The 17,108-nt window shown below is 65.1% G+C and carries 16 protein-coding genes, 1 tRNA gene, 1 other RNA gene and 1 pseudogene; 6 read left to right on the plus strand and 13 right to left on the minus strand.

Annotated features, from left to right (window positions below; translation table 11 throughout):
• A pseudogene (locus ACFXN1_RS12375) lies at nt 1–306 on the plus strand (hypothetical protein); the annotation flags it as partial.
• A 36-nt stretch (nt 307–342) separates the two neighbouring features.
• Entirely contained in the window at nt 343–894 is a 552-nt protein-coding gene (locus ACFXN1_RS12380) for a hypothetical protein (RefSeq protein ID WP_379437471.1), read from the plus strand.
• Here the strand turns inward: ACFXN1_RS12380 and ACFXN1_RS12385 are convergent, their stop codons facing one another.
• From ACFXN1_RS12385 to ACFXN1_RS12405, 5 genes are all read right to left on the minus strand, one after another.
• Nucleotides 895–1,440 (minus strand): hypothetical protein, encoded by a 546-nt coding sequence (locus ACFXN1_RS12385; RefSeq protein WP_379463568.1) that lies wholly within the window; start codon nt 1,438–1,440, stop codon nt 895–897.
• Nucleotides 1,427–2,326 (minus strand): hypothetical protein, encoded by a 900-nt coding sequence (locus ACFXN1_RS12390; RefSeq protein ID WP_379437474.1) that lies wholly within the window; start codon nt 2,324–2,326, stop codon nt 1,427–1,429. The genes ACFXN1_RS12385 and ACFXN1_RS12390 overlap by 14 nt, the downstream gene beginning before the upstream one ends.
• Before the next feature lie 194 nt (nt 2,327–2,520).
• The gene (locus ACFXN1_RS12395) at nt 2,521–4,743 is read right to left on the minus strand and encodes a hypothetical protein (protein ID WP_379437476.1); all 2,223 of its coding nucleotides are present in this window, start codon (nt 4,741–4,743) and stop codon (nt 2,521–2,523) included.
• On the minus strand, nt 4,740–5,465 hold the full coding sequence (locus tag ACFXN1_RS12400) for a hypothetical protein (RefSeq protein WP_379437477.1): 726 nt from the start codon (nt 5,463–5,465) through the stop codon (nt 4,740–4,742). Before ACFXN1_RS12400 ends, ACFXN1_RS12395 begins: the two co-directional genes overlap by 4 nt.
• Nucleotides 5,466–5,499: 34 nt before the next feature.
• Complete coding sequence (locus tag ACFXN1_RS12405; protein WP_379437479.1) at nt 5,500–6,144, minus strand: Crp/Fnr family transcriptional regulator; 645 nt, start codon at nt 6,142–6,144, stop codon at nt 5,500–5,502.
• Nucleotides 6,145–6,727: 583 nt separating this feature from the next.
• Here ACFXN1_RS12405 and ACFXN1_RS12410 point away from each other — a divergent pair.
• Complete coding sequence (locus ACFXN1_RS12410) at nt 6,728–8,134, plus strand: alpha/beta hydrolase family protein (RefSeq protein WP_379437575.1); 1,407 nt, start codon at nt 6,728–6,730, stop codon at nt 8,132–8,134.
• Between the two features lie 51 nt (nt 8,135–8,185).
• Here ACFXN1_RS12410 and ACFXN1_RS12415 read toward each other — a convergent pair whose 3' ends face one another.
• On the minus strand, nt 8,186–8,659 hold the full coding sequence (locus ACFXN1_RS12415) for an NUDIX domain-containing protein (protein WP_379437481.1): 474 nt from the start codon (nt 8,657–8,659) through the stop codon (nt 8,186–8,188).
• A gap of 135 nt (nt 8,660–8,794) precedes the next feature.
• On the opposite strand from ACFXN1_RS12415, the gene ACFXN1_RS12420 reads away from it, so the two are divergent.
• Together ACFXN1_RS12420 and ACFXN1_RS12425 are read left to right on the plus strand one after the other, a co-directional pair.
• Nucleotides 8,795–9,007, plus strand: a complete 213-nt coding sequence (locus ACFXN1_RS12420; RefSeq protein ID WP_379399791.1) for a DUF5302 domain-containing protein — start codon at nt 8,795–8,797, stop codon at nt 9,005–9,007.
• Between the two features lie 620 nt (nt 9,008–9,627).
• On the plus strand, nt 9,628–10,344 hold the full coding sequence (locus tag ACFXN1_RS12425) for a DUF4240 domain-containing protein (protein WP_379437482.1): 717 nt from the start codon (nt 9,628–9,630) through the stop codon (nt 10,342–10,344).
• Between the two features lie 84 nt (nt 10,345–10,428).
• Here ACFXN1_RS12425 and ssrA read toward each other — a convergent pair.
• Nucleotides 10,429–10,801: a transfer-messenger RNA gene (gene ssrA / locus ACFXN1_RS12430) on the minus strand.
• A 114-nt stretch (nt 10,802–10,915) separates the two neighbouring features.
• Nucleotides 10,916–11,392 (minus strand): SsrA-binding protein SmpB, encoded by a 477-nt coding sequence (gene smpB / locus ACFXN1_RS12435; RefSeq protein ID WP_154787106.1) that lies wholly within the window; start codon nt 11,390–11,392, stop codon nt 10,916–10,918.
• Between the two features lie 187 nt (nt 11,393–11,579).
• On the opposite strand from smpB, the gene ACFXN1_RS12440 reads away from it, so the two are divergent.
• Nucleotides 11,580–11,903: a putative quinol monooxygenase gene (locus ACFXN1_RS12440; protein WP_379437483.1), complete on the plus strand. Its 324-nt coding sequence runs from the start codon at nt 11,580–11,582 to the stop codon at nt 11,901–11,903.
• A 66-nt stretch (nt 11,904–11,969) separates the two neighbouring features.
• Here the strand turns inward: ACFXN1_RS12440 and ACFXN1_RS12445 are convergent, their stop codons facing one another.
• The 5 genes from ACFXN1_RS12445 to ftsE all read right to left on the minus strand — a co-directional run bounded on the left by ACFXN1_RS12445 (nt 11,970) and on the right by ftsE (nt 17,061).
• Nucleotides 11,970–12,638, minus strand: coding sequence for a slipin family protein (locus tag ACFXN1_RS12445; protein ID WP_379437485.1), 669 nt, complete (start codon nt 12,636–12,638; stop codon nt 11,970–11,972).
• A 358-nt stretch (nt 12,639–12,996) separates the two neighbouring features.
• Nucleotides 12,997–13,069, minus strand: a tRNA-Glu gene (locus ACFXN1_RS12450).
• Between the two features lie 113 nt (nt 13,070–13,182).
• Nucleotides 13,183–15,324: a DNA helicase RecQ gene (recQ, locus tag ACFXN1_RS12455; protein ID WP_379437486.1), complete on the minus strand. Its 2,142-nt coding sequence runs from the start codon at nt 15,322–15,324 to the stop codon at nt 13,183–13,185.
• 142 nt (nt 15,325–15,466) lie between these two features.
• Entirely contained in the window at nt 15,467–16,372 is a 906-nt protein-coding gene (gene ftsX / locus ACFXN1_RS12460) for a permease-like cell division protein FtsX (protein WP_379401744.1), read from the minus strand.
• On the minus strand, nt 16,372–17,061 hold the full coding sequence (gene ftsE / locus ACFXN1_RS12465; protein ID WP_354840562.1) for a cell division ATP-binding protein FtsE: 690 nt from the start codon (nt 17,059–17,061) through the stop codon (nt 16,372–16,374). The genes ftsX and ftsE overlap by 1 nt, the downstream gene beginning before the upstream one ends.
• Nucleotides 17,062–17,108 lie beyond the last annotated feature (47 nt).

The raw sequence follows: 17,108 nt of genomic DNA on the forward strand, positions 1-17,108 counted from the left end.
GCTCTCACCACCCCCATCGACGACACCACCAGCGAACTCCGCATGCTCTACTACATCCGCCACCGTCCCGGATTCCCCTTCGCCGCACCGATTCTCAAACTCGCCCTCCGCCTGCTCGCCTTCGGCGAGGTCCGCGAAGAACTGGCCATCTGGGACCACAAGATCCACCGCCCCCGCCCCGTCCTCCTCCCCCACGAGAAGGGCATCAAGTCCCTCCGCCGCTGGTACGCCCAGTTCTACCCACCTCACTCTCCAGAAGAGGTCTTCGCGACCGACACCGCCCGTCACCTGGAGGCCCTCGGCTAGCGAAGAAGCGGCCGCACCCGATCATCGTGATCACATTTGCCGCTGTATGCGTCTTTGTACCTGGAGGGCGCCTCCTGCCGATGCTCTGCTGATCCCATGCCAAATCGCACGACACGACTCGAACCCGTCAACGACCTGGACGCGGCCCTTCGCACCATCTCCGAGTTCAACCGCATCCTCATAGCCGCGGATACGAAGGTCGGGCTGTTGCTGACCGCGAACGGGTTCGCCTTGATGGGGCTGGTGAGCTCGCATCCGAAGCCGGTGAACCTGGCGATCTACATGATGGCGACCGCACTCGAATTGAGCTTGATCGTATGCATGGGTTATCTCGCTGCCACACTTCGGCCGAATCTTCGTAGCTCCGGGGCCGGGAACTGGTTCGGCTTCCCGACTTTCCCGGCCGAGGCCGGCAAGCGTCCGGCAGCACCGGAGCTTGCCGACTACGCCTGGCGGCAGGCGGCTGCTCTCGCCGAGATCGCCCAGCGCAAGTACCGACGTTTCGGAGTCGCGTTGCGCTGGAGCGTCATCAGCCTGATCATTTTCCTGATCTGGTACACCGTGGTATTGCTCGGCACCGCTGCGTAATTACTTCGCGGATGCCTGGTGGCTCCATTGCCCTGCCGGTGAAACACACGGACGCGAATCGCCCACGCAAGTTCCGCTGTTCCACCACAGGAATCCGAGGATGACGAGTACCGCCGCGATCAGGCGGCGGTGCTTGCCGACTGTGGTCAGCACCCGCAGCACCGCGGTGACGACGACTTCGAGTCCGTCGGCCAGTGCCAACACCCCGTCCCCGTAGCTGTACACGAAGGGCCCCGGCGCGCGACCGGACCTGACCACGAATTTGGTGACCACCCATTCCGGTGCCAGCAGCAGGGCGGGCACCGGCGCGGTCACCAGATCCACCCGGCCCAATAGCTTCTCGCTCAGCCAGGGCACGAGCTTGCCGACCAGAACTTGGAGTACGAAGAACAGCGTGACCACCAGGACGATGAATTCCACGGACTCCGCCCACCACGCCGAGAAGCCGAAGTCGGCGAGGAGTTTGTCCAGCTGCGCGACCAGGTTCCCCGCCACGGGAAAATCGGTCAGCGGACTGTCCGCCAAGGATCGACTAGATATCGTCATCGTCGTCCTCGTCGTAGTCCTCATCGGACTCCACGATCTCGGCGTCCTCGACCGAGAGAGCCGATGACGCACTCAGCTCCGGAGTCTGTCCCGCGAGGACGGACGCGGCCGCCAGCGGTGTCGGACTCCAATGGTCCGCAACAGCTTTGGTCGTGCGCGCCATGATGTCCCGGACATCCCCCCGATTGAGGAGACGCTGCTCCAGCAGCGCGCTCAGCATGGTATGCGCGTTGTCATAGTCCACCTGGCGCTGATGCATCATCAGCTTGATGACATCGTTCACATCGTCACGGTTGGAGGACAGCCTGAGCGCGATCATGCTCTCCGCACCCGATTGCAGCGCGTCCGAGTAGAAGCTCATGCGCTGCCGTTCCATATCGAGTGCGTGCTGCTGCTCGATCCTGGCCTGCTCCTGCTCGAACAGCGCGCTCTGCACGTCCAACTCGTGCTGGATCACATTCTCCCCCTTTTGGAGCTCGGCCTTGTGCCGCTTGGCGCGATGCTCCGCATCGCGTCGTTCCTCTTCCCGGTCGTCATATGTCACCTGCTGCATATGAAGTTTGGTGCTCGACTCCGCAGCGAGCTTCACCAAGCAGCTCAGCATCGTGATGCCGCAACGCAATTCGGACGGCCCACCGGCGAAGTGGCCGTTGATCCGCTGCTCGGCCTCAGCGAAACGTTCGACCTCGAACTCTCGGCTTATCGTACGGAGCTCCTTCGTGAGGAAGGGCCCGTAGATTGCCTCGCCGCCGGTCACCTTCTCCCGCACCGCGCACACCGGATCACCGATCCGCCACGACAGGTCGATCTCGGCAATGAAGTTGAAAACACCTTCAGCAGTGGGCAGTTCGAGATTGATCGTGTCGTGATGCGCCGAGGTGTCCACCCAGTACACCCCGGTGGCAGGGTTGTAGAAGACCTCGGACGCCGAGGGCCGCCGACCCATCAGCGCGAGGCCGCCGGCCCGGTCGACGGCGACCGCTGCGGTATGCCCGCCCGAGGACGGACGGAACTTTCGCCAGGAGGTGCGCGTCATCTCCTCGTAGCGGATCAATGGGTTCGAATCGCCGGAATACATTGTCAATTCGTCCTTCTCGAATGAAGTGCGTCAAGCAAGGCCGCAACGGCGCGAACCGGGCCGTTGCGTTCCTCCGCCCACCTGCGGAGGTGATCGGGCAGGATCTCGGTGTCGCCGATGGCTTCTTCGAGATCGATCAGCAGACTCGCCAGCGGTCCCAGGAACTGCGAATCCTTGTCCGCGATCCGGACCCAGCGCCGAATCTCCTGGTACGCCTCGGGTCCGAAGTACGGCGCTTCCATCAGACGCGCGAAGAGCACGACGATATCGTCGCGGTGTTCGCGCAACTCATCGGCCAGCCACACCATCGCCGGCCACGCCCGTCCTCCGCGGGGAGTGTCGACCTCGAGGTCGAAGCTCAACTCCAGCACGCACTGGAACCCGGCGGCGCGCATACGGATTCGGTCGGAGCCGGTCCAGCTCCGCAGTTCGCCGAGAATACGGCCGGTCAGCTCGGGCACTTTGAAGAGCTGCATCATGCTGTAACACACGGCCTCCTGCACCGGGAGTTCGCCGCTACGGACAGCGCGACGCAGCAACTCGAGCGCGCGATTCGGCATGAGCTGCCCCACCGTACTGCCGAGCGCCGCGGCGGCCGTCACACGCCGCGGCAACGGCTGATCACCCCGCAGCCACGCCGCGAGCATCCGGGTGACCAAGGGTGCGAGTTCCGGTTGCAGACTGGGGAACTGCAACGCGCCGATGGCGGCGAACCGGTCGTGCCCCTGGCCGCTGTCCGCCCACGGTTCGATGATCAGCTGCCTGGCGTGCTCGAACTCGAAGGTGGACAACAACCCCGCCGCGACTCCGACGCGCGTGCACACGCGGAGGTCGGGATCATTGCCGAGTTCCCGCATCCAATCCCGGACCAGCTGATGGGCGGTGTGGTATTCCTGCCACACGTACTCGAGAATGCGACGCGGATAGCGATCGTCGACGAATCGTGCCGCTTCGACGGGGATTCGGCCGAACTCGGTGTCCTCCGATGACAGGAAGAGCTCCGCGCGGGCCTTGTCCAGGATTTCGGCGCTGCGCGCGCCGAACACCGGCTGTGCGGGTGTGGTGTCGTCGGGTGTCTCCACCCGGGCGATGATCTCCGCCAGCATCCTGCCCGCGCTCGATACGATATGCAGCGGCATCTTGTTGAAGATCGCCAGCGCGATCGCGAACGCGCGGACCTCGCCGTCCAATTCATCGAACCACTGCCGGAAATGGCCGTCGACCGTTGCGGAGTGCCGGTCGACGACGTCGGCGATATCGCTCCGCCCGGCGGCCACTTCCGCCAGTTCTGCGGCCAACACGACGAGATCCCTTGCAGGCGGCCGATATTCGGCCACGTAGGCCAGGAGCGAGGTCACCTCGACGCGGTCGAGGATGTCCGAACCGGTGCCTCGAAGCCGCCAGAGCAGATGCTTACGTACCAGTTCCGCTACGTCGGCGGGCTCACCCGCTTCGACCAGATACGGCTCGATGTCAGCGGATAGCTCGGTCTTGTCGCCCACGATGACGACCAGCCGGCAGTCCTGTTCGGACAGCTTCTGGCTCAACTGCTCGAGATGAAAGACATGCAGGGTTCTCGCCTGCTCGATCTCCAGGGACTCGAGCAGGTATCCGGTCTTCGGAGTGAACTCGATGTCCAGCGCCCGCAGCCGGACGTCAGGATTCAGCTTGTGCACACCGGCAGAGCACGATTCGTGGAGCGCACGGAGCGATGTCGCCGTCCGGCCCCAACCCTGTGGCGCACGAAGCAGCAGTAGCGGCTGCGCGCGGAGCCGGTCACGAACCTCCGCGAAACCCGGCGGCGGAACAAAGGTGTTCTCCAGGTCCATCAGTACTGTGGCCGACACCTTTCCGCTGGGCACGAGACCCGATCCGGAGGGACCGGTATGACTGTCGCGCCCTATCAGAGTGCCGATTCGCGCCCCTCCGAAGATCACGGTGTGAGCGTTGACCGACGCTCCCCGTAGCGCGTCGACGGCGTCGGACAGGGCGTCGACGGCATTCTTCGCCTCGCGGCGTCTGGTCGGATCCCCGGCCCGCTTCCGAACCTTGTCATCCTCGAACTCGCGACGCCGGGGGCCCGAGTCCGCCGCGGATTTGCCACCCTCCGGCTCCTCACCGTTGGCAACCGCGTCGCCGGAAGAGTCGGACTGCTCCGGGCGCACCGGAACATCCTGGTGCTCGGCCTCTTCGGCCTTGGTTTCTCCCGAGCCAGGCCCGCTCATACCGACCCGCCGTAGTAGTCCCGGCCGACGAATGTGTCGGACTGCAGGTCGCCCATGACCACCGTGTTGGCGGTGACAGCATCGAGTCCGTCGACGCGGGCCGCGGCCTTCTTGCCCGGAGCACCCGCCCCCTCCGACGAACTGTCGGGAAACGGCGGCTGCGAGTAACCCGGTGCGCGAACCCAGATCCGGACGTCACCGTCCTTCGTGCCGATCATGGTGCTGCGATATTCGGTGGAAGTCACTGTGGGGCGGTAGTTATGGCGTACCACCCCCTGGTACACGACATCGGAGACGACGATCACGCCGGTGGCGCGAGCGGCCAGTTCCAGGGTCTTCTTGACCATCGGCGAGTCGTTCAGCCCGAAGGTCGCGTTCAGCGCGTCGCTCGACCAGCCGTGCTCGTCCTGGTTCACATAACCCTCGTGGACCGCGATGCGTACCCGCAACCAGTCGGGCGGATCGACCGCGAAATTGTGCTGACGCACGCCGGCCAGGAATCCTCCGGCGAAGTGATCGAGCACGTCCAGCACGGGAAGATCGAGGATGACCAGAAAGCCGTCTCCTCGATCCTCCTTCGCCACAACAGCTTCCGGATACGAGATGGTCTCGTCCACTATGCGGTAGAGCGCAGCGCGCATCGCCTCGAGTTCGCGGTTGTGCCGTCCCCGCGAATTCTCGACGTCGACCACCACGAATGATCGGTGCTTCGGTTCGGTCATGCTTCCTCCCTGGAGGTTTCGAGTCGCGTCATGTCTAACGGGGATGACGGGGCACGTCTGCGTCCGAATACACACTCGGAAGATCCCTGGCAATTTCGCCGAGTAGTTCGGGCCGGAGTAGTTCCACACGACGCCGTGCGGTCCGCACCGCACCTTGGTCACGAAGTCGCTTCAACGCCTTGACCACAGCTTCGCGCGATGCGCCCGCCGCGTGCGCCAGTTCCGCCTGCGACAGCGGCAACGCGATGAGCACCCGATCGCCATCGGTGCGCCCGTACAGTTCGGAGTAGTCGAGCAACAGGCGCGCGATGCGCTCGTCGACGGTGTACGCGCCGTACTCCAGACGCCTCTTGTCTGCTTCTCGTACACGGTTAACCACTATTCGCAGTACACCGACAGCGGCCTTGCCATCCTTGATCAGGATGGCGCGAAACTCACTGCCCTGGATGACGACCGCGCTCACCAGTGAGAGTGCGGTGACCGTCGCGGACCGCTCGCTGCCGTCGATTGCCGCGAACTCTCCGACCAGATCGTCCGGTCCGCGGATGGCCAACAGGACCTGTTTCCCGCTCGTCGCCGACGAGGTCACCTTCACCCGGCCGGTTTCGATCACCAGGACATGGTCGGACGAGTCACCCTCGCGTAAAAGTGCTGCCCCTGCGGGCCACCGACGCCGCACACCCGCATTGATCAGGACATCTCGGGTATGCCGCGCAATTTCGTCGAACTCCAGCGCCCACTCCCCCTAGCAACAATGGTCGTATCCGGTTACCGCTATGCCGATCTCATAATGAAATGGCCACGGAATCTGCTCACGTAGGGTAGTGACGGGTTCACGAACTTGGATCCCTATTTTCCCGACACAGGAAAACTTCCGGCCCCAAAATCCGCCCAACCGGTCGCTACGACACAGCGCATTCTCCGATAAATCCCTGCACCTCTGCGTGTTTCGGCCACAGCGCCCTGATAATGCGTCGGCGCAGGAACACCTTTGAGCCAGAACAAAATGCAGAACAACCAAAGTGGCACGACAGTAGGAATTGATCACGCGAATTCAACTTGCCTGAACACGATTTGAATGACTGGGTACACGACGATGTTCGGGTATGAAACAAAAGATGCTACCCCGACCCGGCGGCACCATGACCACCTCCTTCGTGAGCAATTACTGGGTCCGGCCAGTACTGGCGGGTGAGAGGCACCGGTACCGCGGTGCGATGCCCGGAAGTGGTTGACGTCCCTATGTTTCCGGTGTGCGAGTGATGATGGTCGCGATGCTGGTCCTGCTGTGCTTCGGAATCGGTGGAGGCAAGGCAGAAGCGCAACCCGGACAAGCGGATCCCCAGCAGGAGCAGGTGGCCTTCGACAGCGACGGGGTGACGCTCCACGGTGCGGTCTACCGGCCCACGGGGGCCGGGCCGCATCCGGGGATCGTGCTCATCGGCGGATCGGGGCCGGGGCCTCGGGCCGAATACCACCCCGAGGCAGCAGCTTTCGCTCGCGCGGGTATCACCACACTGGTTGTGGACAAGCGCACTGTCGGATACTCGACCGGCCACCGAGACTTCTCTGTACTGGCCGACGATGCGCTCGCCGGGGTGCGACTGCTGCGGGATCGGCCCGATGTGGATGCCGCTCACGTCGGCCTGTGGGGGTTCAGCGAGGGCGGCTGGGTGGCGACACTCGCGGCGTCCCGCTCGTCGACGGTCGGTTTCGTGGCCACCATCGGCGGGTCCGGACTGACACCCTTACGCACCCAAACCTGGTATCTCTCGAATCTCCTTCGGCACAACGGCGTTTCCGGCCACCTGCCGGATGCAGTGAGCGGTCCCGGCGCTGCTGTGGTCGACGGACTCGGCGCGTTCCCGGAAGCGGACTACGACCCGGAGCCCGCTCTGCGGCAAGTTCGAGTGCCCGTGCTGGCGCTGTGGGGTGACCACGATGTGAAGGTGCCGAGCGACGAGAGCGCGGCAATCTTCCAACGCGAACTGGCAGCCGCCGGAAATCATTCGGTGACAACACGTTTCGTACCAAATGCCGGCCACAACGGCCATCGCACCACCGACGGCTTCGACAGCGTCGGCGGCGAGCTCTTCGAGGGCAAGCCGCTCGGCGAACTCGACCCCGGCTACACCGACGTCATGACCGACTGGATCCACGCGGTAGCGGCCGATCAAGCACCACCCACCAGCGCCGCCACCCCGCCCCAGCAGCAAGCCGGCCGCGCGCCAGGCGCCCACCCCGGCCTCGAGTACGCAGCACTGGCTGCCCTATTGCTCGGCTTCGCCACCTACCCACTCTCTGCCCTCGGCCGGATGATACTGCGACGCAGTCCATCCGAAGCGGGCCGCGGACCACGCCGGGCAGCTCGAGCAGTATCCGCCATCGGACTGCTGGCCATCCTGGGCACCGTGACCTACGTCGTAGGAATCCTGGCCATAGGTGGCAAGCTACCGCCAAAGGCCTTCACTCTCGGCCAGCCACTGCCCTGGCTCCTGCTCCATGGACTGGCATTGGCAGTCCCGGTGACCGCAGCCGTCCTGGCCCTGTCGACCTGGCGCGCACGAGCCCAAATGCACGTACCGCTACGTCGGCAAACTCTCGTACTGCTGGCAACTGCAGTGGCATTCGTGCCCTGGGCCCTGCACTGGCAATTGTTCAGCCGATGAGCCGGCTCACCACCAAAATCGGACGATCCGTCTCGCAGCGAACATCCCTGATCAACCAGACAACAGCGCAAGTTGCGTCATCTTCCGTGCCACCGCCCCAACTTCGGCTGCGGACAACGGGAGCGAAACATATTGGCAGGCAGCAACATCAGTGCCATTGCCGTGAGGACGCACGGTTCCCACTACACCGCCGACGTAGTAGCACCGCGTCGACTCCCAACCTCTTCGGGACTGAAGGTCATAGAAGTATTCGACGAACTCACAGAGATAAGCGGGCTCACCTGCCAGCCGAAGTCCCGTCTCCTCCAGCAGCTCCCGATCGAGAGCATCCAGACGCCCCTCTCCAGGCTCGAGACCCCCACCGGGCAAATCCCATCTCCCCTTCTGTCCGGTGCCATCTCGAACCAGCAGCACCGCATTGCGGCAGAGCGCCACGAGGTACGCGGACGTCCGTAGAAGCAGTTCAGCTTCGGGCACCAGGTGAGCATCGCCGTTGATGTCACAACACAGATACATCCTGCTCATATGGCCTCCGGGTCGGGCCGAACCTCCCACGGACACAAGTAACTCTGCGCCCGGCCTCGCTGAGCGCCATGGTGAGCATGATCCGCTCAGGCCTGGTGACACGCCAGACGCGAAACGCAACGATAGGCTAGGTACATGGCCGACGAACAAGAAGTCCCAGCCGAGCTACTCGCGGGTGATGCTATCGAGTCGCCTGAGGAGACGACCAAACGCAAGTTCCGGGAAGCACTCGACCGAAAGAATGGCCACGCCTCCGCAGGCGGTTCCGCCCAACACTCCGCCAAGGTGCGCGGCACGCACGCTCAAGCAGGCGGCAAACGCACCTTCCGCCGCCGAGCAGGCGGCTAGACGCGGAAGCGTTGCGGTAACTCCGGCTGCCACGTCAACAGCAGAATGACGAAGGCCCGGTCCATGCGGACCGGGCCTTCGCAGTGGACATACCGAGTTCGCCAGGGTCGGCTCATGGCGCACGCGCGGCCGCCATCGCGGCGATCGCGGATGATGCGCTGCTGGGCTATACACCGGCCTCGACCGGACAGGACGCGCGCTTCCTGGACTGCTCGGCCGACAGTTGGATAGTGCTGCCCGGCTCGACCTTTGCGGTCGAAGCAGTCGTGGCCCCGCGCAGACTGGAGTCGAGTGGACCGCGGTGCGGCGGCGCATGGCCGGCGCACGGAAGTCCCGCCGATCGAGGGTCGGGATCGAATCGGTTTCGGCCAATAGTCCCCAGTCAGGCGTCAACCCTGGGTTCCGAGGGCACTCAGGATCGCCAGTGCGTCCTCCCGCGCGGATGAGTACACATCCGAGGCGAGTTCGCGAAGCTGTGCCACGAGTCGACTCCGGTCCGCCGCATTGCCCCACCGAGGATCGCTCGTGATCGCATCCCGAATGTCCTCGGCAGTCAGCAGATCCGCCGAGCACTCGACCAATGCCGCTAGGACCAGGCATAGTTCGTACGGCGCGTCATAATGCTGGTCCAAGAAGCCTTCAGCCGTGGCATGTATGGCCGCGAGGTCCTGCCCGTCATCCTGCAACCGACGCAGCAGACCCGATACCCCGCGGATGCTCGCATTCATAGTGGCCACTCTGACACAGTGTCATTCGTGAATAGCGATTCGTTCTGGCGCATCATCGACGCCGCCGGCACAGACCGTGCACCGTTCGCCGAAGCGTTGGTCGATCACCTGGCGGACCTCGCGCCGGAAGAAATCCTCGAATACCAGGACCACTTCCTCAATATCCATGACGCCCTTTACCGCTGGGACGTATGGGCAGCCGCATACCTGATCGGCGACGGTTGCTCGGACGATGGGTTCGAAGACTTCCGCGCCGGCGTCATCGCGCTCGGCAAAGACTGGACCGACAAGGTATCCGCCAACCCCGACAACCTGGCCGACCATCCGGTCGTGATCGCCGCAGCCGCAGAATACGACCAAGACGCGATAGCCGACGAAACCGTCCTCTACGCAGCCATGACCGCGTACGAACGAGGTACGGGCGAGGACACCTTCACCGAAGCATGGCAACAGTTCCAGGCCACCGCCCCAGACAGCGAGCCGATGACGGCAACCGATGAGGACCTCGACTTCCCCGACATGGGCGAGCCGTTCGATTTCTCCGACCACGAGCAGATGCTGCAGCGACTCCCCCGGCTCGCCGCCCTCTACCTCCACCGGGATTCGTAGACGGCGAACGGCGACCACGCGTGGCACCGTCACAGGCACGCGGAACGAAAAAGGCGAGTGCTCGCCATGAGCACTCGCCTCCGTCAGTGGAGCTGCCGGGAATCGAACCCGGGTCCTCCGCCGCATCTTCAGGGCTTCTCCGTGTGCAGTTCGCTATGCCTCTGCTCGGATCTCTCGGTCACGCGAACAAGCCGAGATGACGATCCCAGTCGCTGTTAGGTGTCCCGTCCGGCGCCGCGACCGCGTCGGACGGTAGAGCCCTCTAGCTGATGCCAGGGACCGGGTCGAGGGCGAACCCGGGCTGACAGACACGCTTCGTTGCTTAGGCAGCGAGAGCGTAGTCGCGCTGATGAGAATCGGCGCTTATAGGGTTACAGCGACGCTTATACGGTGGTCTCCTGCCTGCACCGACACGCTTCCCCTGAATCAACGTACGCAGTCGAAACCGTTCAGCCCCGTCTGTGTTCACCGATTCAGATGAACCACCCGGCTCTCACCGGGCTACCTATCCTAACACCGAACAAACCTTGGTTCATTCCATTAACGCGCCGTCAGCCGGGGGTTCCCGGGATCAGCCGCGCATGCCCTTGATGCGGCGGCCGAGTTCGCGGGTGACCTCGCGTTCGGCGTCGCGTCGGGCCAGGTCCTGGCGCTTGTCGTAGTCCTGCTTGCCCTTGGCCAGGGCCAGTTCGACCTTGACCTTGCCGTCGGAGAAGTACATCGACAGCGGGACCAGGGTCAGGCTCGACTCCTTGGTCTTGCCGAGCAGCTTGTCGATCTCACGGCGGTGCAGCAGCAACTTTCGGGTGCGGCGCGGCGCGTGGTTGGTCCAGGTGCCGTGCCCGTACTCGGGTACGTGCAGGCCGCGCAGCCACACCTCGCCGTCGTCGATGGAGGCGTAGGCGTCGACCAGCGAGGCCTTGCCCTCGCGCAGGCTCTTCACCTCGGTACCGACCAGCGCGACCCCGGCCTCGTAGGTCTCGAGGATCGCGTAGTTGTGCCGCGCCTTCTTGTTGCTGGCGATGACCTTGCGCCCCTTTTCCTTCATTTCTCCTCTATCGTCCCGTCGCTGCCCGGAGTGCCCAACCAGCTTACGGATGCTCCGGCCCGAACCCGCACGGTGACGGAATCGGGCCTCGTTGTTCAACCACGCCGGCCGGCGTCTTGTTCCGGTGGCCGGGACGCGCCCAGCCCGTCCCGGCGGGCCCGGTGTTAGTCATGAGAACAGTGCTGGCGTGAGCCAGTTCACAGCGACTCTCCTCGAAAGGACTTCCGTGCATACGGCTTTCATCCGCATCAAGGTCGATCCCGTGGCAGCCGACCGGGTCGCGCAGGCGATGCTGACGCTGACCGCGCCCACCCTCGCCGAACCGGGCTGCCACACCTACGAGTTCTACCGCGACCAGGACGACCCGTCACTGTTCCTGTGCTTCGAGCACTGGGATTCACGCCAGGCGCTGGACGCTCACGGCTCGACTCCGCACGTACAGGCCTTCCTCAGCGAGTTCGGGCCGCACATCCAGGTGTGGGAGCAGAACCACACGACCGCGCTGGCCTGAACCGGTCCCGGCCGGAGCGGGACGTTCCGGCCGGGGCGGTGCCGTGCCCTTCGCTGCTCGTACTGCTCAGACATTCTCCCGCGAGTCGAGGACGACCTTGGTGCCCGGAGCGGCCGCGACCTGCAGGGTCCGCAGGCGCAGCAGGACCGGGTTGTCCGCCAGGAGCTTCGCGGTATTGGCCAGCGAGCGCAGGGCGGCAGCCTCGGCGCGGGCGCGCTCGAGTTCGGCGCGGCCGCGTTCGCGCGCCAGCACCGTTTCGAGGGCGGCCTTACGGAGCTCGCCCGGGAGCATGAGGTCCTTGGCGCGGAGGCTCTCGACGCGAAGGCCGAGGCGTTCCACGGCGGCCGCCACGCGCTCGGTGCCCGCGCCGAGCCGGGTGCGGTCGGCGACCAGCTCGTCGAGGGTGTGCGCGGCCACGAGATCGCGAGCGACCTCCTGGACCGTCGTGTAGAGCACCGTCTCCGCGGACTGGGCGCCGGTGATGAAGGTCACCGGATCGGTGACCACCCAGTCGCCGACGAAGCTGACGCGCAGCGACAGACCGTCGCGGGTCAGCAGCTCCTGGCCGCCGACCTGCAGCAGACGCGGGCGCATATCGACCGTGACCAGGGTGCAGCGTTCCTTGTTGTAGCGGTGCCGGCCGGGGCCGAGAACCTCCCGCAGGGTGCCGTCCTCGAATCGCAGCGTGCGCTGGTATTCCATGACCGTCTTGTATTCCATGACCGTCGTGAACATGTGTATCTCCTTCCCCCACAGTGGTTTCGGCATGACCGGTACGCCTCGCCCGGTCACGGGACCGCGGCGGGGGCGTCCCCGACCGAAGTCGGGGAGCCCGCAGGGCCACGGCACCGCACCCGACCGGGCGAGGCGTACCGGTGAAGGGAATCGAACCCCGGCAGATTTGTTCTGCGCCAACCTGAATGACGTGGCCGCTCTCGAACGGGGAATACGATCCGGAGATTCCGGGGCACCCCTCGAACGACCGGGACCCACGGTAGCCACGGTATCGCGGTGCACGCCAATGATTTTCGGGCACGGATGAGACGTGAAATACGGAAAGGCCCTTCAGCATTCACTGAAGGGCCTTTCTCAGTAGTCCCGACGGGATTTGAACCCGCGCTACCGCCTTGAGAGGGCGGCGTCCTAGGCCGCTAGACGACGGGACCAGGTCGCTCGCTGCGATCCGTGGACCGCGGCAGCTCCGAAAGCTTATCGTGCCGCCGCCCAGCAACCAAATCGCCTGCTAATGGACGTGCGCGAGGTCATTTCCGGACACCGATCACTGGTAGTCGGGCGGGAGCTCGTCGAAGTCCGGTGGCGCTTCGTCGGGCCAGGGGATCTCGTCGGCGGGGGTGAAGGCGGCCGGGCTCGGTTTCGGCGCAGCGGCCGGCGCGGCGCCGAACCGCGAGGAGCGCCGCTCAGGGACCGCGGATTGCGGGCTCGCACTCGAGGCCGCGGACCGAGATCCCTGGGACGAGGCCGCCGACCGGCCGGTCGGCGTGGCGACCGCGGAGCCGGAAGCCGGTGCGGAGCTTGATGTTTCGGCGCTCGAACCGCCGGCGGCGATCACTTCCAGCACGCCCTCACCGTATTTGGCGCGCTTGTTCTCCCCGATGCCGGAGATGCCCGCGAGGTCGGACAGGGTGGCGGGTTTGCGGGTGGCGATCTCGCGGAGGGTGGCGTCGTGGAAGACCACGTAGGCGGGGACGCCCTGCTCCTTGGCGGTGGCCGCGCGCCAGGCGCGGAGGTTTTCGAACAGGTCGGTGTCGGACTGGCTCAGGTCGCCGGCGGCCAGTCGGGATGCCTTGGCGGGCTTGGCGGTTCGAGCGGCCTTGGCGCGTTCGGGCTCACGCCGGAACATGACCTGACGCTTCTCGAACAGCACCTGGTTGCTGGCGTCGGTGAGGGTGAGCACACCGTAGTCGCCGTGCACGGCGAGCAGACCCTGGGCCAGCAGCTGGCGGACGACGCCGCGCCACTCGATGTCGCGCAGCTCGGTGCCGATGCCGAACACCTTCAGCTCGTGGTGGGCGTGCTGCTCCACCTTGGGATTGCGCTTGCCGATCAGGATGTCCACGATGTGGCCAGCGCCGAAGCTCTGACCGCGTTCGCGTTTGAGCCGCAGCACGGTGGAGAGCACTTTCTGGGCGGGCACGGTGCCGTCCCATGCCTCGGGTGCGTTGAGGCAGGTGTCGCAGTTGCCGCAGCGCTCACCCTGCTGACCGAAGTAGGCCAGTAGCTGGACGCGGCGGCACTGCACTGTTTCGCAGAGCGCGAGCATGGCGTCCAGGTGCAGTTGCAGCTGGCGGCGGTGCATGGCGTCGCCGTCGGAGGAGTCGATCATCTTCCGTTGCTGCACAACGTCACTGAGGCCGTACACCATCCAGGCGGTGGACGGCTGCCCGTCGCGCCCGGCACGGCCGGTCTCCTGGTAGTAGCCCTCGACCGACTTGGGCAGATCCAGGTGTGCGACGAAGCGCACGTCCGGCTTGTCGATGCCCATGCCGAACGCGATGGTGGCGACCACCACGAGCCCGTCCTCGCGCAGGAACCGCGCCTGGTTGGCCGCGCGGGTGCGATTGTCCAGCCCCGCGTGGTACGGCACGGCTTCCACGCCATTGGCGGTCAGGAAGGCCGCGGTCTTCTCGACCGAATTGCGCGAGAGGCAGTAGACGATGCCCGCATCGCCGGCGTGTTCGGTCTGGATGAACGAGAGCAGCTGGTGTTCGGGCCGATTCTTGGCCTCGATCCGGTACTGGATATTGGGCCGGTCGAAACTGGCCACGAAGTGCTTGGCGCGGGTGAGGTCGAGCCGCTCGGCGATCTCCTTGCGGGTGGCCTCGGTCGCGGTGGCGGTGAGCGCGATGCGCGGCACGTCCGGCCAGCGCTCGTGCACCATCGACAGGCCCAGATAGTCGGGCCGGAAGTCGTGGCCCCACTGCGAGACACAGTGCGCCTCGTCGATGGCGAAGACCGAGATCTTGCCCCGATCCAGCAACTGCGCGGTGGACTCCAGCCGCAGCCGCTCCGGTGCGAGGTAGAGCACATCCAGCTCACCCGCCACGAATTGCGCCTCGACCGTGCGCCGTTCGTCGGGGAACTGGGTGGAGTTCAGGAATCCGGCGCGCACGCCGACGGCATTGAGCGCGTCCACCTGGTCCTGCATGAGCGCGATGAGCGGTGAGATCACCACGCCCACGCCCAGCCGCACCAGCGCCGGAATCTGATAGCACAGCGATTTGCCGCCGCCGGTGGGCATGAGCACCAGGGCGTCGCCACCCGCGATCACCTGGTCGACGATGTCCCGCTGCGGCCCGCGAAAACTGTCGTACCCGAACGTCTTTCGCAGCACCTGGTGCGCCGGATCGCTTCCGGCGTCATCCAGGTTTCCGACTACGGTCTCGACCTCCGGCGCACTCACGCCCGCAATCCTACGGACACCGCCCGACACCGGAATGCCGTTGGGGCCAATGGCCCGAACTTCGCACCCTGTGCGAGTGGAGAAGTCTTTGGGGGTGCCTGCATGAATGCAGGCACCCCCAAAAAAAGGAAGAGCGTGGCATTCACTCCCGGACGTAGTACCGAAGCGCGGCATATGCCGTGAGAGCGGCGAATCCGACACCGATCGGTGTGACGATCATCGCGACGGACGCGATGTCGTCGCCCGTGATCCGTGGCAGCACCTGGTCGTTGAACAGCGACCCCAGCGCCCGGTTGATCACCAGCGGTTGCGCGACGAACAGTCCGCCCACCGCCAGCACCGATCCCACCAGCGCGGCCAGCACCGCCTCCAGCAGGAACGGCAGCTGCGTGTACCACCGCGTGGCGCCGACCAGCCGCATGATGCCGACCTCGGTCTTGCGGGCCAGCGCCGCCACCTGAACCATATTCGCGATCAGCAGCAGCGCGGCCAGCGCCTGCAGCGCCGCCAAACCGAACGCCGCATTGCGCAATCCGACGAAGAAGCTGACCAGCCGGTCCACGATGTCCATGTCATTGAGCACTGTCATGACGCCAGGCCGCTTGGAGAAATCGTCATAGATGGACCGGTATTTGGTCACATCGTCGAGCTTCACCCGGAACGAAGAGGGCAGCCCGTCCTTGCTCACCTCGTCGGCGAGCCCGGGCTGATCCTTGAAGGTGGTCTCCCTGACCTCCTTCACCGCGTCCTGGCTGTTGACGAACTGCACGTTCGCCACATAGTCGTGCTTCTTCAGATCCGCCATGAGCGAGGCGCACGGCTGCCCGGTGCAGTCCGGATCGGTCTTGGAGACCTGATCGTCGAGATACAACCGGATCTCGACGCGCTGGACGTAGTAGTCCTGGATCTTGTCCGCCATGCGGACCGCCAGCAGACCGCCGCCCAGCATGGTCAGCGACACCGCGGTGGTGAGGATCATGGCGATGGTCATGGTGACATTGCGGCGCAGGCCGGTGAAGACCTCGCTGAACAGGAATCCCGCGCGCATTACCGGCCCACCCCGTACACGCCCATCTCGTCGTCGCGCACGATGCGTCCGCGGTCGAGTTCGACCACGCGCCGGCGCATGGCGTCGACGATGGTGTTGTCGTGGGTGGCCATGACCACCGTGGTTCCGGTCCGGTTGATGCGTTCGAGCAGCGTCATGATGTCCTGGCTGGTCTCCGGGTCGAGGTTGCCGGTCGGTTCGTCGGCCAGCAGTACCAGTGGCCGGTTCACGAAGGCGCGCGCGAGCGCCACCCGTTGCTGTTCACCGCCGGAGAGCTCACCCGGCAGCCGGTCGGCCTTGCCGGCGAGGCCGACCATGTCGAGCGCCTCGGGCACCGAGCGATTGATGAATGCTCGTGATTTGCCAATCACTTCCAGCGCGAAGGCCACGTTCTGTTCCACGGTCTTCTGCTGCAGCAGCCGGAAATCCTGGAAGACGCAGCCGATGCGCTGGCGCAGTTTGGGAACCTTGCGCCCGGGCAGCCTGTCGACCCGGAAGTCGGCGACCCACACCTCACCGGTGGTCGGCTTCTCGTCCTTGAGCAGCAGCCGCATGAACGTGGACTTTCCGGAGCCCGAGGGCCCGATAACGAAGACGAACTCGCCTTTTTCGATATCGACGGAGATGTTGTCCAGCGCCGGCCGCGTCGAGGTCTGATACGACTTGGTGACGTTGCGCAGGGTTATCACGGGGAGCCAGTGTAGCCAGCACCCCGCCACGGCCGACCACACCGCGC

The sequence above is a fragment of the Nocardia sp. NPDC059154 genome (genome assembly GCF_042755705.1).
Classification (GTDB): Bacteria; Actinomycetota; Actinomycetes; order Mycobacteriales; family Mycobacteriaceae; genus Nocardia.